The organism is Winogradskyella thalassocola (assembly GCF_900099995.1).
Lineage (GTDB): Bacteria > Bacteroidota > Bacteroidia > Flavobacteriales > Flavobacteriaceae > Winogradskyella > Winogradskyella thalassocola.
On record NZ_FNCZ01000003.1, the window covers coordinates 62,107 to 76,709 of the forward strand.

The window sequence follows — 14,603 nt, forward strand, 5'->3', positions numbered from 1 at the left end:
TAAATTAAGACTCGAAATCATCTATTTTCTTTTCTTTTTTCTTCTTTTTCTTAAAATTACCGTCATTGCCGTTGCCGTTGTCAATTTCTTTATCTTTATGAAAATCTAAACGATACGACGCTCCGAAAGCAATATTGAAGACCGTAGGTGTGTCTTTGGTGTTGAAAGCAATATTGGCATCTAATTGAAAATCTTTAGTCCAAAGGTAAGCGCCTCCAACTCTAAAAATATTATCTGCATAAAAATCACTTTTAATACCTTGTGTTTCTCCAAATACAACCCATTGTGGAGTAAAAGAATGCGTTAAAGTAAAAATATATTGAAAATCGGAATAATCTGATCCAATTCTATCCTTTATTAAATTCATTACAAAAACCCATCCACCATTAAAATTGTTTTGCGTAGCGACCATTATTTTGGGGCTAACTCCTTCAACACCTGGCGCAGTATATGGATTGTTTTTTGAATCAAAATTTGCACCTGCATAAACTGAAACAGCAGGTATTAAAGATTTCCAGCTAAATTTTCGATTAGCATGAAAGCTATATAAATTTGGTTTTGCCTCTTCAGCATTTTTATAAGGATCGTAAACCAAATATTTAGCACCTAGAGTAAAGTTTTTAAAATTAGAGCGTTTGTCCTCAACAGGAATTAGAGCACTATTATATGTAATATTATCATTTTGGTAAACTCCATCGAGCGATAGCTCTAGTTGTTCAAATAGCACACCATATCTCAAAGCAAAATCGAGTCCAAAACCTGAGACATCGTAATCAGCAAGGGCGTGCTCTTCTTTAACTGTAAATGCTCCTGCTTCAAATTGTACAATTCCTGTTCCGACAGAAAAGGCACTTTTAGATACACCAGGGCGATTAGAATTAATCACTTCGGTATATTGAGCGTAGGTAGAATTAAAACTGATAGTAAGAATTAATATAAGTATAGATTTGAGTATTCGCATTATTTATGGATTTAAAACCATTCGGTCTATTGCAGATTGAAGTCAAATATAGATATTTTATACTTTTTTTAAGGAATTTAATCGGATTATAAATGAGTATAATCGTATTTTTGATGATTATATTATGTTTATCATGGGATTACTGAGAACTATTTTAATTATTTTACTAGTTTACTTTGGCTTTAAGATTTTAGCACGTCTTTTTGCGCCGTTATTGTTGAAGTTTGTTGCCAAAAAAGCTGAAGAAAAATTTGGAGGCCAATTTGGTGGTTTTCAAAACCCTAACCAGCAAAGACAACAACAAAAGCAGAATGAAGGAGAAACAGTAATCGATAAAATGCCTAATGATAATAAATCTTCAAATCAAAAAGTAGGAGAATATATCGATTACGAAGAAATTGATTAATCAATTTTTTGTACATGGAGGAAACTCTAATGATGTTTCAAAAAAAATAACTACTTTTCAGAATCATTCAACTTAAAGCATTCTCATGTCATTTTCTATAAAACGTTTATTGCCGCATGTCTTAATTTTAATAGGATTTGTAGCCTTGTCTTTAGCCTACTTTAGTCCTGTATTACAAGGCAAAAAAATTAACCAAAGTGATATTATGCATTACATTGGTATGGCAGAACAACAAAAAGAGTTTGCCCAAACCACAGGAGAAGAAACGTATTGGACTAACAGTGCCTTTGGTGGTATGCCAACCTATCAGTTAGGTGCAAAATATCCACATAATTATATTAAGAAACTCGATTTAACCTTACGGTTTTTACCACGACCAGCAGATTACTTATTCCTATATTTTATAGGATTTTATATTTTATTATTGTCTTTAAAAGTCGATTTTAAGTTGGCGGCATTGGGAGCATTAGCCTTTGGGTTTTCGACCTATCTCATTATTATACTTGGCGTAGGTCATAATGCGAAAGCACATGCAATCGCTTATATGCCTTTGGTACTTGCAGGTATTGTGCTCACGTTCAGAAAGAAAAACATACTAGGATTTTTATTGACGACTATAGCCTTAGGGTTAGAAATTGTCGCCAATCACTTTCAAATGACCTATTACCTTTTACTATTGGTTTTAGTGTTAGGCTTAGCATATCTTATTGATGCCTACAGAAAAAAAGTGTTACCGCATTTTTTTAAGTCTATTGGTGTATTGTCTGTCGCAGCCATTTTAGCGGTTGGTCTTAATGCCACAAATATAATGGCAACCCAAGAGTATGTTAAAGAAAGTGCTAGAGGTCAAAGTGATTTAACCATAAATCCTGATGGTTCTGCAAAAGAAGTTACAACCGGACTAAGTAAAGACTACATTACTGAATACAGTTATGGTATTTTAGAAACGTTTAATCTGTACATCCCTAAGTTTATGGGAGGCGGAAACTCTGAAGATGTTGGTAAAGATTCCGAAACCTATAAGGCTTATATTAATTTAGGAGCTTCTCCAATAGATGCGCTAGATGCGGCTAGAAACGCACCTATGTATTGGGGAGATCAACCCATTGTAGAAGCACCAGCTTATGTTGGAGCTGTTATTCTATTTCTATTTGTATTAGGCTTATTTTTAGTTAAAGGGAGATTAAAATGGTGGCTTGTTGGTGGTACTGTTTTATCACTGTTATTGTCTTATGGAAAAAATCTTGGATTTTTAACTGATTTCTTTATTGATTATGTGCCGTTATACAGCAAGTTCAGAGCGGTGAGCTCTATACAGGTGATACTGGAATTATGTATTCCTGTCTTAGGAATTTTTGCATTGGTACGATTGTTTAATGACTTTCAGAAAGATGAAGAAAAATTAAAAGCTTTAAAATATTCTGTAGGAATCACAGCAGGTTTAGCAATCCTCTTTTTGCTTTTTAAATCTGCATTATTCGATTTTGAAAGCTTTAGAGATGATCAATATATAGGAGCTTACGGACAACCTTTTATTGATTCTATTATTAAAGATAGAAAGGCGCTAATGACGACAGATACACTAAGGACCTTAATTCTTGTCTTACTTTCTGCCGGAACCGTTTTCTTATTCCTAAAAAAGAAATTATCAGAAACATTAGTTGTGGTCGTGTTTGCTGTATTAATACTGTTTGATTTAGTTTCAGTTGATAAACAATATGTAAATAACGATAGTTTTGTGTCTGCGTTAAAAGTGGATAAACCATATCAAGCTAATGCGGCGGATAAAGAAATACTGAGTGATAAAGGGCACTTTAGAGTTTTAGATATGTCTTCTGAAGGTCAAAGAAAACCAGCCAAAGCAGCGTATTTCCATAACTCGTTATTTGGTTATAGTGCAGCAAGAATGGGTAGATATAATGAGCTTTTAGACTTTCATGTTTATAAGAACAATATGAATGTTCTCAACATGCTTAATACCAAATATATCATTGCAGAAGAACAAAACACTATTTTCCCTTACACAAACACAGATGCTAACGGAAATGCTTGGTTTGTTTCAAAACTTAAAGTTGTTGCTAATGCCAATGAGGAAATTATGGCGTTAGACAGTTTAGATACCAAAAGTACAGCTGTTTTAGAAAAATCAGTGGTAAGTGAAAATAACTTAAAACCAATTTATCAATTAGATTCAACAGCAACTATTCAGTTAAAAGAATTTAAACCTAACTATCTAAAATACGAATCCAATAATAGAAACAATGGTTTAGCGGTGTTCTCTGAAATATACTATAGTCAGGGATGGAACGCCTACATTGATGGTGAATTAATTCCACATTTCCATGTCAATTATGTATTGAGAGCTTTAGAAGTTCCAAAAGGTAATCACACTATAGAATTTAAGTTCGAACCTCAAGTTGTAAAAACAGGAAGTAAGGTGGCTTTGGCAAGTTCGGTTATTTTAGGCATTTTATTATTGTTAGGGATATTTTATTCTTTTAAAAATATAAAAGACTAATTGATATTCCTGCGAAGGCAAGAATCCATAATTAGTAAAAAAAAGTAGATTCCTGCTTTCGCAGGAATGACAGAAATGAGCAAAAAAAAAGTACTCATAATAACCTATTATTGGCCACCGGCAGGAGGTCCAGGCGTGCAACGTTGGTTAAAATTTGTAAAGTACTTACCTGATTTTGGTATTGAGCCTATTGTGTATTGTCCTGAAAACCCAAACTATCCTATAATGGATAAAAGTTTGGTGAATGAAATTCCTAATACAATTACTATTTTAAAACAACCGATTAATGAACCTTATGGTTTAGCGAGTTTGTTTTCTAAAGGAGGCTCTAAAAAAATCAGTTCTGGAGTGATTCCCAAAGCTAAAAAGCAGTCGTTGATTGAAAAGACGATGTTATATGTGAGAGGTAATTATTTTATTCCTGATGCACGTAAAAATTGGGTAAAGCCTTCAGTTTCGTTTTTATCAGATTATATTAAAAAACATCAAATTGAAACTATTGTAACAACTGGCCCTCCACATAGTTTACATTTAATTGGCTTACAATTAAAAGCAGCATTAGGTGTAAAATGGTTAGCCGATTTTAGAGATCCATGGACCACTATAGGGTATCATAAGGATCTAAAATTAACGGCTGCTTCAAAAGCAAAACATCTTCATTTAGAACAGAACGTTTTAAATTCAGCAGATGAAATTATAGTGACTAGCAACCATACCAAAAACGAATTCCAAACTAAAACGAGTCAACCAATTTCTGTCATTACTAATGGTTACGATTTCCATTCAGTTAGAGTAGAAGGGAAGGATGAAAAGTTTACCTTATCTCATATTGGGTCGTTGTTATCAGAACGCAATCCTGTGGTTTTATGGGAAACCCTTTCGGAACTAATTGAAGAAAATAGTGCTTTTTCTGAAGCATTCAAATTACAATTAATAGGTGTCGTTAGTGATGATGTTATAGAATCCATTCATCAAAATGGATTAAAAGATCATATCAATGTTGTTGGTTATGTGAGTCATGATGAAGCGTTAAGGTTTCAAATGAAATCACAATTATTATTATTAATTGAAATCGATTCAGAAGATACCAAAGCCATAATTCCAGGAAAGATTTTTGAATATCTCATTTCTGAAACACCAATTTTAGCGATAGGTCCAAAAGATTCAGATGTAGAGCAAATCATCAAATCAACCAACACCGGAACATATTTTAACTACCATCAAAAAGTGGAATTAAAAACGCAACTCTTAAGTTACTTCGAGGCTTTTCAGAATAAAACTTTAAAAGTAAATGCTATTGGTTTACAACCTTATAGTCGCAAAGCTTTAACTGAAAAATTAGCAGGTTTGTTAAAACACGTCTAAAGTCCACTTAAAGTGACAATACTCAAAAGTTTATTAATAGGAATGTCCACTAGAGGAGACATTAGGGGTGTTTTCTAGTAGTATATTAAATTTTTAAATTTAATTAATCGTATTTTGCTTCACTATGGGAATTGTATTAAACCAATCTTTCAAAAACACCATTACAACGTACTTGGGCTTTGGTATTGGTGCCATTAATACGCTTTTTCTTTACACCAACTTTTTATCAGATCAATATTATGGACTGGTCGCATTTTTACTTTCTGCAGCCAATATTATGATGCCTTTTATGGCGTTTGGAGTTCATAATGCCATTGTGAAATTCTATTCATCTTTTAAATCAAAAAACAGTATCAATAGTTTTTTAACACTGATGCTATTTTTGCCTCTATTGTTTATTATACCAACCGGTTTTATAGGTTATTTTGCGTATGATGCTATTGTTGATTGGCTTTCCAGTGAAAACCAAATTGTAGAAAATTACGTTTGGCATATTTTTATTTTGGCTATTGCCATGGCCTATTTCGAAATCTTTTTTGCGTGGACAAAAGTGCAAATGCAAACGGTTTTTGGAAATGTAATGAAAGAGATTTTCCATCGCGTAGGTATCATGGTATTACTTTTTGCGGTGTATTTAGATTGGTTATCGGTTGACCAATTTATTATAGCCCTCGTTGGTGTCTATGTCTTACGAATGCTAATTATGAAACTCTATGCGTATTCAGTAAGATTTCCGAAGTTAATATTTCAAAAATTAGAGAATCAATTTTCAATATTAAAGTATTCGGCTTTAATGATTATTGCAGGTTCGGTGGCGATGCTTATCCTCGATATCGATAAGTTTATGATAGGCCTAATGTTGCCAGATATTAAACAAGTTGCTTACTATAGTGTTGCTATTTTTATTGCTACAGTTATTGCCGTTCCGCAACGTGCTATGCATCAAATTATGTTGCCATTAACGGCCAAATACCTTAATGAAAATGATAACGTCGCTTTAGAAGATTTATACCAACGAAGCTCTATGACACTTTTAGTAGTGAGTGGTTTTATTTTTCTGCTCATTATTTTAAATATTAATCAGCTTTATGAAATCCTTCCAGAGGAATTTACAGGTGGCCTTTTTGTAGTGCTTATTGTAAGTTTGGCGAAACTCTATGATAATAGTTTAGGGAATAATAATGCTATTCTTTTTAATAGTGATTATTACAGAATGGTTTTGTTTTTTGGTGTATTACTTGCGATTATGGCCATTGTATTGAATGCTATTTTTATTCCTGTCTATGGTATTGAAGGCTCTGCTTTTGCGACGTTTTTGGCGGTATTTATCTATAATACTATTAAAATAATATTCGTGAAGCAGAAATTTAATATGCTACCATTTACATCAGGTTCGGCTAAAATTGTATTAGCTTTAATTGTATTGATTTTAGCATTCTATTTTTGGGAATTCCCATTTTATCCTATTGCTAACATCATTTTAAAATCTGGATTAATTGGTTTCATTTATATTATCCTAATTTACAAGTTGAATGTCTCCGAAGATATTTCAGAACAAATAAAAAAGTACCTAAAACTTTAGGTACTTCTTAAAACAAGAAATTCCCGTAAGGTGCTTTGAGGCATACTACATACGGGAACTTCTAACCAACCAATAAAACTTTTTAACCTCTAGATCGTCTTGAGTTAGATCTTGTAGAACTTTGGTTGCTTGTTCTACTTGAATTTGATCTTGCCTTTACAGACGATGACGTTGTTTTATTTTTAGTCACATTTCCTTGTCTTGAACTTTGTGACGTTGTTTTAGTAGATATACGAGAATTAGTTGCAATTGGTTTTCTAACCGTTGAACTATTTCTAGTTTCTGTTTTATTAGACACAGAAGAATTACTTCTGGTCACATTTCTATTTGTACTTCTAGTCGGTGTTACACTAGTAGAACGTTGTGTCTGAGTTCTATTTGGTGTAATCGTTCTAGTCGTTGTTTGTGTTGCTGTACTATTTCTCGTTGTTCTTACAGGAGTTGTAGCTCTAGTCGTAGAACGTGAAGGTGTTACTTCTCTCGATACAGCTCTTGTGCTCGTTCTACGTGTTGCATCTGTATTTCGTGAAACTGTAGATCTTGTACTCGTTTCATTTAAACGTGTTGTTCTTGTACTTGCTATTGTTTCATTTCTACGTTGTGCTTGTGTTCTAATATTACGTTCTGCTCTATTTCTCGGAGTTTGAGCGTAACTGATACGTGTTCTAGTTGTGGTGGTCGTTCTTCTTACAGCATAGCCATCATCACGTCTTCCAATATTATAATGTCTCACATTATTAGTATAAGGTCTGTAATAAATATGTCTCACAGGTGCATAATATTGTCTGTATGGATTTACATGCACAATACAAAAATTAACGTGTGGTGCAGCGTAAAATCGGTGCCATGGTCTGTAAACATATGATCTGTTATATATGTTAATGTAGCCATCATATCTATAAAACACATTGTTTCTGTAGTACACATTTAATCCACCAACTCTGCTAATTCTACCAAAACTATTGTAGTTGATAAAAATGTCTCCAATTTGGTTTACACGTCCGTAATAATCGTAATATATTGGTGTATTTTCAATTTGAATAATAGCTCCAAAACTATCGTATTGTAAATAAGGATTATAATCATATCCAGAATTAAAACTTAAACTAAAGCCTGGAGTATTAATTCCTACGTTGACGTCTGGTCCATAATTTGGTAAATAAAAATCAAACTGACCATCAGCAAAAACGGAAAATTCAATTCCGGCTTCATTAAATATGAAAGAATTGCCATAACCTTTCACATAGTTATTAATTGAAGCCTCTGCTTCTGATGTTGTGTTGGTGGTTGCGAATGCAGTAGTGCTTATAGCGACTAAAGCTGCAAATAAATATACAATTCGTTTCATAATAATTGGGTTTTAAATTAAACTCGTTTAGTATGAAACAAACAACGTGCCAAAAAGATATAGTTCTACTAATCAATATGTTGTGATTTGTTAATCATAGAAAGAAGAAATAGCGATAAGATGCAACCCGCTTAAAGACATTGAGGTTGTCATATATTTTATTACTTTTAAACCATACTAATCATTAATTATGAATACCAACGAAGTAAATTGTAAAAACTGTGAGCAACCTTTTGATGAGGGTTTTCAGTTTTGTCCACATTGTGGTCAAAAAACAAATGACGAACTTACGATAGGTGTTTTGTTTTATAATACGATTAGTAATTACTTTTCCTTTGATGCACGCTTTTTTAAAAGCTTTATTCCTTTACTATTTAAACCAGGCTATTTAGCTAAAGAGTTTATAAAAGGAAAGCGTTTATTGTATTTGCATCCTGCTCAGATGTATTTGTTTATCTCAGTGGTGTTTTTCTTTATTTTTTCGTTTAGCGCAAGGGAACAAGTTGATACTCTTAATAATAGCTTTCAAGAAATCTTTGATAAAGATAGTACCGTCGTTTTGGATTCTGTTCAAACTATAAAGAGAGATTCTCTAAAGCATATTAAAGATTCTATAGCTCGAAAAGAAATTGAAAATGCACTTAAGAGTAATAAATTTATTACAGGCATGAGTGATAAAGAAATTGACTCTATAGTAACTCTAGATAATTTACCTAAGAAGAATGATGTGTCTTTTAATTTTGATGAGGAAGAAATTGATTCTTTACTTAGTGTCAATGCTTCGGATAAAGACATCTATAAAGCTATGGGTTTAGAAGAAGATGATGGCTGGTTCTGGCAAAAATTTTATATTCAGCAACTCAAATTTTATAAAGCAAAAGATGCGGGTAACGTTATAGGTATGTTTTATGATACTGTGCCAATTGCCTTGTTTTTTGTACTGCCAATTTTTGCATTAATTCTTAAACTGTTCTACTTTAGAAGAGGATCTTACGCACATCATTTGGTATTTAGTTTTTACTATTTCTCGTTCGTTTTTACCGTTTTAAGCATCATATTTGGCGTCAACTTAGTTTATGATATATCAAATTGGATAGATTTTTTAGTTGCATTATCGTGTTTCTTATACCTTTTCATAGCAATGAAACGCTTTTATAATCAAGGATGGTTTTTAAGTTTTATTAAAACGTCTCTATCTACAATGGTATTCTTTCCTTTTGTATTACTTACGGCTTTTGCTATCTTATTCTTTTCTTTTATGTTCTATTAATTATTCATAGAACCAGCATGCCAAATGGGAATATTTAGAAATTCGCTCAAAATTTCAGCATCGTTAATGATAGATTTAAGGTTTCCATGATCGACGACGTTTTTTCTAGAAGCATCATCTAGAATTAAATTAAGTTCAAAACTTTTATAAGAACCATCGTCGCTTTTTACATGCTCTCCTATAATTTGAATGGCAATTATTGATTTTAAGAATAAATAGTCTTCAGATGCTTTTCTTTTAGATCGATGATTTTTAAATGCATATGTCGTGTAATAAAGTCCTTGCTGCTTATCGAAAACCCGCGGTTTATAAAATATGTAAAACAAGAAACCACCTGCACCAGAAAAAATAAGTCCAAAAAGAATTAAAAACCAAGGGATAGAAACAGATTCAATATGGGATTGAAACAAGGGAAATAAAGCATAAAATAGAACTCCCAAACCAACAGCTAAAAATATAAAACTGAAGAGTGCAGCTCCAAGTGAAGGTTTGTAAATTAATTTAGAAGGATTTTCTTGAATTAAAACATTAGTTTTAAAACTTGCACCACCAGTTTTTAATGGAGAGGTTGAAACTTTAGATTCTATAGTATCATTATTGTTAAGCGCATTTTCTCTAGCTTCAATAACTTCTTTATGAAAACCTTCAGGTAAATCCATCCTATAATTTTTCTTTTAAATATTTTCCTGTAACTGAATTCTTGTTTTTTACAATGTCTTCAGGTGTACCAGAAGCAACGAGTTGCCCACCATGTATTCCTCCTTCAGGTCCTAAATCAATTATATAATCGGCACATTTAATTAAATCAATATTATGCTCAATGACTATAATAGAATGGCCTTTGGCAATTAATGCTTGAAACGATTTTAATAACTTCTTTATATCGTGAAAATGAAGTCCGGTTGTAGGTTCATCAAATATGAAAAGCGCATTATCACTTTTACTTCCTTTTCCTAAAAATGTAGCGAGCTTAATACGTTGCGCTTCACCACCAGAAAGGGTAGAAGAGGATTGCCCTAAAGTGACATAACCTAATCCAACATCTTGCAACGGTTGTAACTTTCCTTCAATCTTAGTTTGTTTGTGGGTTTTAAAGAAATCTATAGCATCATCAATCGTAAGGTTTAGAATATCATCTATTGATTTGCCTTCAAACTTAACTTCTAATACTTCTTTTTTAAAGCGTTTACCACCACAGGTTTCACAAGTTAAATGCACATCTGCCATAAACTGCATTTCAATAGTAACTTCGCCTTCACCTTTACAGGTTTCACAACGTCCACCATCCACGTTAAAGCTAAAGTGCTTGGCAGCATAATTACGGATGTTACTTAATTTTTGAGACGCATATAAAGCTCTAATATCATCATAAGCTTTAATATAAGTCACAGGATTAGAACGCGACGATCGACCAATGGGATTCTGATCTACAAATTCTACATGCTGAATATTGCTATGATTGCCTTTGATTTCTGAAACCTGACCAATTTTATCACTAAATCCGGTAAGTTTCTTTTGTATTGCAGGAAAGAGAATCTTTTTAACTAAAGTACTTTTTCCACTACCTGAAACTCCAGTAATAACTGTTAGCATTTCCAAGGGGAAATTAACCGTTACATTTTTTAAGTTATTCTCACGAGCACCAACAATTTCGATATTATATTTTGAAGTTCTTCGTTTTTTAGGAACTTCAATTTCTAATTGGCCATTTAAGTATTTTGCGGTGAGTGTATCTGCAGATAGAATGTCTTTAAAATCACCAACAGCGACTACTTCACCACCAAGAGTACCAGCTTCTGGTCCGATGTCAATAATAGAATCCGCAGCTTTCATAATGTCTTCATCGTGCTCTACGACGATAACGGTATTTCCTAAATCTCGTAGCGATTTTAAAACCTCGATTAAACGTTCGGTATCTTTAGGGTGCAAGCCAATACTTGGTTCATCTAAAATATACATAGAACCAACTAAGCTACTTCCAAGAGATGTTGCTAAATTTATACGTTGGCTTTCTCCGCCAGAAAGTGTATTAGATTTTCGGTTTAAGGTTAAATAATTTAAGCCTACATTAGATAAAAAACCTAGTCGTGTATTGATTTCTGTTAAGAGACGTTTTGCGATTTTAGTATCACTGTCGCTTAACTTTAATTTTTCAAAAAAGACAGTTAATTCGTCTATAGGTAAATCAACCAAATCTGTAATAGTTGCATTATCAATTTTTACATAGCTCGCTCCTACACGCAAGCGTTTTCCTTTACAAACATTACATTTTGTTTTACCACGATAACGCGATAACATTACACGATTCTGTATTTTATAAGCTTTTGATTCTAGTTCAGCAAAGAACGTATCTAAACCTTCAAAGTACTCATTACCTTTCCAAATGAGGGCTTTATTGGCATCATTTAATTGAAAATAAGGCTTATGAATAGGAAAATCAAATTCGTGCGAATTATTAACCAACTGATCTCTGTACCAGCTCATACTTTCTCCTCTCCATGGAAAAATGGCATTTTCAAAAACCGATAATTCAGTATTCGGTATTACTAAATCATCATCAATTCCAATCACATCTCCATAGCCTTCACATTTAGGGCAGGCTCCATATGGATTATTAAAGCTGAATAAATGTGCATTTGGTTCCAAAAAAGACATGCCATCAAGTTCAAACTTATTGTTGAATACGGTTTGTTTCTTGTCCAAAAGTGATTCTATAATACACGTACCAACTCCTTCGTAGAAAGCGGTTCCTACAGCGTCTGCTAATCGATTTAAAAAATCTTCATCGTTTTTGAAGACGATTCTATCGACTACTAAAAATAGATTTTTATCAGATTTAATGTTTTGTTTTAAGGCATCATCAATTCTAACAACTTCGTCTTTCACTTTTATACGCGCATAACCTTGCTGTTGTAAGGTTTGAAGCTTGTTTTCAATGGTTCGACCTTCTTCTAATATAATAGGAGCTAAGAGTAATAATTTGGTGCCTTCTTCAAATTTTGAAATATAATTAATGACATCCGAAACCGTATGCTTTTTAACTTCTTCACCAGAAATAGGTGAATAGGTCTTTCCAATTCTTGCAAATAATAATTTTAGATAATCATAAATCTCTGTTGTTGTACCAACAGTTGATCGTGGATTTGTAGAGTTTACTTTTTGCTCAATAGCTATAGCTGGAGCAATACCTTTTATATAATCTACTTTAGGTTTGTTGAGTCGCCCTAAAAACTGACGTGCGTAACTGCTTAAACTTTCCACATAGCGTCTTTGACCTTCAGCATAAAGTGTATCGAAAGCTAAACTCGACTTCCCAGAACCCGATAAACCAGTAATAACCACCAATTTATTTCTAGGAATAACGACATCTATATTTTTAAGGTTGTGCAGTTTTGCACCTTTTATAATGATATTTTCCTTTGGGCTAACGTCTAAAACAGTAGTATTCATAGGTAAGTTTAGTATCTAAGTTTGCAAAGATACTATAATACCAAATAAAGATAAATATAACTGCTATAATTCGTTAGAGCCAATAAATTTAAGCTGTGAACCACTCATTTTGATTTAAGCTATATCTATAAAAGGCGCGCTTTATCCGACAAAATGTTAAATTTTAGTACTTTTTTTTGTTTAATTGGAATGATTGTTGTTATATTTGAAACTTATTCATAATTTAAAAAACATCTGCGTATAGCATAATATTACTTTTAGAAAACAGCTAGTAACCCCAAACTTAGTAAGCAACTACTAAGGACTAAAGTAATTATTATGAAAAACGAACTTATCCAAGACGCAGAGTTGGTCAGCAACTACATTAACGGTAACGAGAATGCGCTTTCAATTTTAATAGAAAGGCACAAGCAAAAAATTTATAGTTTTATTTATTCTAAAGTCTATGATAGAGATGTTACTGAAGATGTTTTTCAGGATACTTTTATCAAAGTAATTAAGAACCTAAAACGCGGGAAGTACAACGAAGAAGGTAAGTTTTTACCTTGGGTAATGCGTATTGCTCATAACTTGGTCATCGACCATTTTAGAAAAAATAGTCGTATGCCAAAATTTGATAATGCAGGTGAGTTTAGTATTTTTTCGGTGCTAAGTGATTCTACTTTAAATGCTGAAAAGGTGCTTATAAAAGACCAGGTAGAATCTGATGTAAGACGTATTATTGAAGAATTGCCAGAAGATCAAAAACAAGTGCTTTTAATGCGTATGTATCAAGATATGAGTTTTAAGGAAATCTCGGAACGTACTGGCGTAAGTATTAATACTGCTTTAGGGAGAATGCGATATGCATTAATTAATATGCGTAAAGTAATTGATCAAAACAACATCATTTTAACTAATTGATACAATAAAGTACATAGATGTACGTTTTTGCTATATATTAACTCATAAATTGTTAAAATGGCAAAAATTTACTCTGATGCTTCCCCAAAACAATACAACCTAAATCCAAAAGATGAAACCATAAGTTTACTTTTGAATTATTCAAAGGCTTTAAGTGTTATAAAGTATAATAAATTGAAGTTTGAAGCACTTCTAAATTAATTTAATTTAAGGAAAAATCCTGATGTTAAAGCATCAGGATTTTTTTGTTAATAGCAACTCTTCATAGTTTTGAGTTGTTAGATATTCTTGTTTTAAATCTTTTAAATATTCTATTGTTTTTTCCTTTAGAGGATGCTTATCTCTTAAGCAGTTTTTGATGTTTTCATCATAAACGGTTAGTATAATATACCAATGGCCTGTTCTACTTGCATAATTGTTTTCGAATAAGGGTGAATTTCCGTTACTTTCTCGTTTTGCGTCAATTAAAACTAGAGGAAGGTTTACGTTTTTATCAATGCGTTCAGCCTCATGATAAGATAAATAAAGGGTTTCACCATTGAGTTGAAAAGGAACATTGTAACCAACATCAATATCATTTAATCTGTATTTTTTGTTGATATAATTGTAAAATTCCTCAGCATCTTTAGCGTCTTTAAATATGAAAGCTGTTTCTCTGGGCATTTGTTTCTGAAACTTCTTAGCCAACATGACCTTATAATCTTGATTCTTAAATTTAGGTGCAACTTTCACGGGAATACAAGAAGTAACCACAAATGCTAAAAGGAGAATGATTAGTTTTTTCATAGATTGATGGTTTG

General features: G+C 32.5%; 12 protein-coding genes. 7 read left to right on the forward strand and 5 right to left on the reverse strand.

From position 1 onward, the window contains the following. Nucleotides 1-4 precede the first annotated feature (4 nt). Nucleotides 5-961: a transporter gene (locus tag BLT80_RS09420; RefSeq protein WP_092467376.1), complete on the reverse strand. Its 957-nt coding sequence runs from the start codon at nt 959-961 to the stop codon at nt 5-7. 133 nt (nt 962-1,094) lie between these two features. Between BLT80_RS09420 and BLT80_RS09425 the strand changes: the two genes are divergently transcribed. The 4 genes from BLT80_RS09425 (at nt 1,095) to BLT80_RS09440 (ending at nt 6,832) form a co-directional block, all read left to right on the forward strand. Next, complete coding sequence (locus tag BLT80_RS09425; RefSeq protein ID WP_092467377.1) at nt 1,095-1,367, forward strand: DUF4834 family protein; 273 nt, start codon at nt 1,095-1,097, stop codon at nt 1,365-1,367. 85 nt (nt 1,368-1,452) lie between these two features. Further along, nucleotides 1,453-3,885, forward strand: a complete 2,433-nt coding sequence (locus BLT80_RS09430) for a YfhO family protein (RefSeq protein WP_092467378.1) — start codon at nt 1,453-1,455, stop codon at nt 3,883-3,885. Nucleotides 3,886-3,960: 75 nt separating this feature from the next. After that, the gene (locus BLT80_RS09435) at nt 3,961-5,250 is read left to right on the forward strand and encodes a glycosyltransferase (RefSeq protein ID WP_175455581.1); all 1,290 of its coding nucleotides are present in this window, start codon (nt 3,961-3,963) and stop codon (nt 5,248-5,250) included. Nucleotides 5,251-5,374: 124 nt separating this feature from the next. Then, nucleotides 5,375-6,832: an oligosaccharide flippase family protein gene (locus BLT80_RS09440; protein ID WP_092467380.1), complete on the forward strand. Its 1,458-nt coding sequence runs from the start codon at nt 5,375-5,377 to the stop codon at nt 6,830-6,832. Between the two features lie 82 nt (nt 6,833-6,914). Here the strand turns inward: BLT80_RS09440 and BLT80_RS09445 are convergent, their stop codons facing one another. Then, on the reverse strand, nt 6,915-8,180 hold the full coding sequence (locus BLT80_RS09445) for a hypothetical protein (RefSeq protein WP_092467381.1): 1,266 nt from the start codon (nt 8,178-8,180) through the stop codon (nt 6,915-6,917). Nucleotides 8,181-8,370: 190 nt separating this feature from the next. Between BLT80_RS09445 and BLT80_RS09450 the strand changes: the two genes are divergently transcribed. Next, the gene (locus tag BLT80_RS09450) at nt 8,371-9,450 is read left to right on the forward strand and encodes a DUF3667 domain-containing protein (RefSeq protein WP_092467382.1); all 1,080 of its coding nucleotides are present in this window, start codon (nt 8,371-8,373) and stop codon (nt 9,448-9,450) included. Here BLT80_RS09450 and BLT80_RS09455 read toward each other — a convergent pair. Together BLT80_RS09455 and uvrA are read right to left on the reverse strand one after the other, a co-directional pair. Next, entirely contained in the window at nt 9,447-10,109 is a 663-nt protein-coding gene (locus BLT80_RS09455; protein WP_092467383.1) for a hypothetical protein, read from the reverse strand. The genes BLT80_RS09450 and BLT80_RS09455 overlap by 4 nt on opposite strands. Nucleotide 10,110: 1 nt before the next feature. Further along, nucleotides 10,111-12,900: an excinuclease ABC subunit UvrA gene (gene uvrA, locus BLT80_RS09460; protein ID WP_092467384.1), complete on the reverse strand. Its 2,790-nt coding sequence runs from the start codon at nt 12,898-12,900 to the stop codon at nt 10,111-10,113. A 318-nt stretch (nt 12,901-13,218) separates the two neighbouring features. Here uvrA and BLT80_RS09465 point away from each other — a divergent pair, with 318 nt between their 5' ends. Both BLT80_RS09465 and BLT80_RS20065 read left to right on the forward strand, forming a co-directional pair. Next, nucleotides 13,219-13,803, forward strand: coding sequence for an RNA polymerase sigma factor (locus tag BLT80_RS09465; RefSeq protein ID WP_092467385.1), 585 nt, complete (start codon nt 13,219-13,221; stop codon nt 13,801-13,803). Nucleotides 13,804-13,860: 57 nt separating this feature from the next. Then, nucleotides 13,861-14,004: a hypothetical protein gene (locus BLT80_RS20065; RefSeq protein WP_175455582.1), complete on the forward strand. Its 144-nt coding sequence runs from the start codon at nt 13,861-13,863 to the stop codon at nt 14,002-14,004. Between the two features lie 33 nt (nt 14,005-14,037). Here BLT80_RS20065 and BLT80_RS09470 read toward each other — a convergent pair whose 3' ends face one another. Then, nucleotides 14,038-14,589 carry a hypothetical protein gene (locus BLT80_RS09470; RefSeq protein ID WP_139181043.1) on the reverse strand — a complete coding sequence of 184 codons (552 nt, stop codon included), beginning with the start codon at nt 14,587-14,589 and terminating at the stop codon, nt 14,038-14,040. Between the last annotated feature and the right edge of the window lie 14 nt (nt 14,590-14,603).

Excerpts from the sequence above, each read along its gene's own strand:
- BLT80_RS09435 (WP_175455581.1), top strand. The coding sequence starts at position 3,961 with ATGAGCAAAAAAAAAGTACTCATAATAACCTATTATTGGCCACCGGCA.
- BLT80_RS20065 (WP_175455582.1), top strand. The coding sequence starts at position 13,861 with ATGGCAAAAATTTACTCTGATGCTTCCCCAAAACAATACAACCTAAAT.
- BLT80_RS09425 (WP_092467377.1), top strand. The coding sequence starts at position 1,095 with ATGGGATTACTGAGAACTATTTTAATTATTTTACTAGTTTACTTTGGC.
- BLT80_RS09455 (WP_092467383.1), bottom strand. The coding sequence starts at position 10,109 with ATGGATTTACCTGAAGGTTTTCATAAAGAAGTTATTGAAGCTAGAGAA.
- BLT80_RS09445 (WP_092467381.1), bottom strand. The coding sequence starts at position 8,180 with ATGAAACGAATTGTATATTTATTTGCAGCTTTAGTCGCTATAAGCACT.
- BLT80_RS09420 (WP_092467376.1), bottom strand. The coding sequence starts at position 961 with ATGCGAATACTCAAATCTATACTTATATTAATTCTTACTATCAGTTTT.
- BLT80_RS09450 (WP_092467382.1), top strand. The coding sequence starts at position 8,371 with ATGAATACCAACGAAGTAAATTGTAAAAACTGTGAGCAACCTTTTGAT.
- BLT80_RS09430 (WP_092467378.1), top strand. The coding sequence starts at position 1,453 with ATGTCATTTTCTATAAAACGTTTATTGCCGCATGTCTTAATTTTAATA.
- BLT80_RS09440 (WP_092467380.1), top strand. The coding sequence starts at position 5,375 with ATGGGAATTGTATTAAACCAATCTTTCAAAAACACCATTACAACGTAC.
- BLT80_RS09470 (WP_139181043.1), bottom strand. The coding sequence starts at position 14,589 with ATGAAAAAACTAATCATTCTCCTTTTAGCATTTGTGGTTACTTCTTGT.
- BLT80_RS09465 (WP_092467385.1), top strand. The coding sequence starts at position 13,219 with ATGAAAAACGAACTTATCCAAGACGCAGAGTTGGTCAGCAACTACATT.
- uvrA (WP_092467384.1), bottom strand. The coding sequence starts at position 12,900 with ATGAATACTACTGTTTTAGACGTTAGCCCAAAGGAAAATATCATTATA.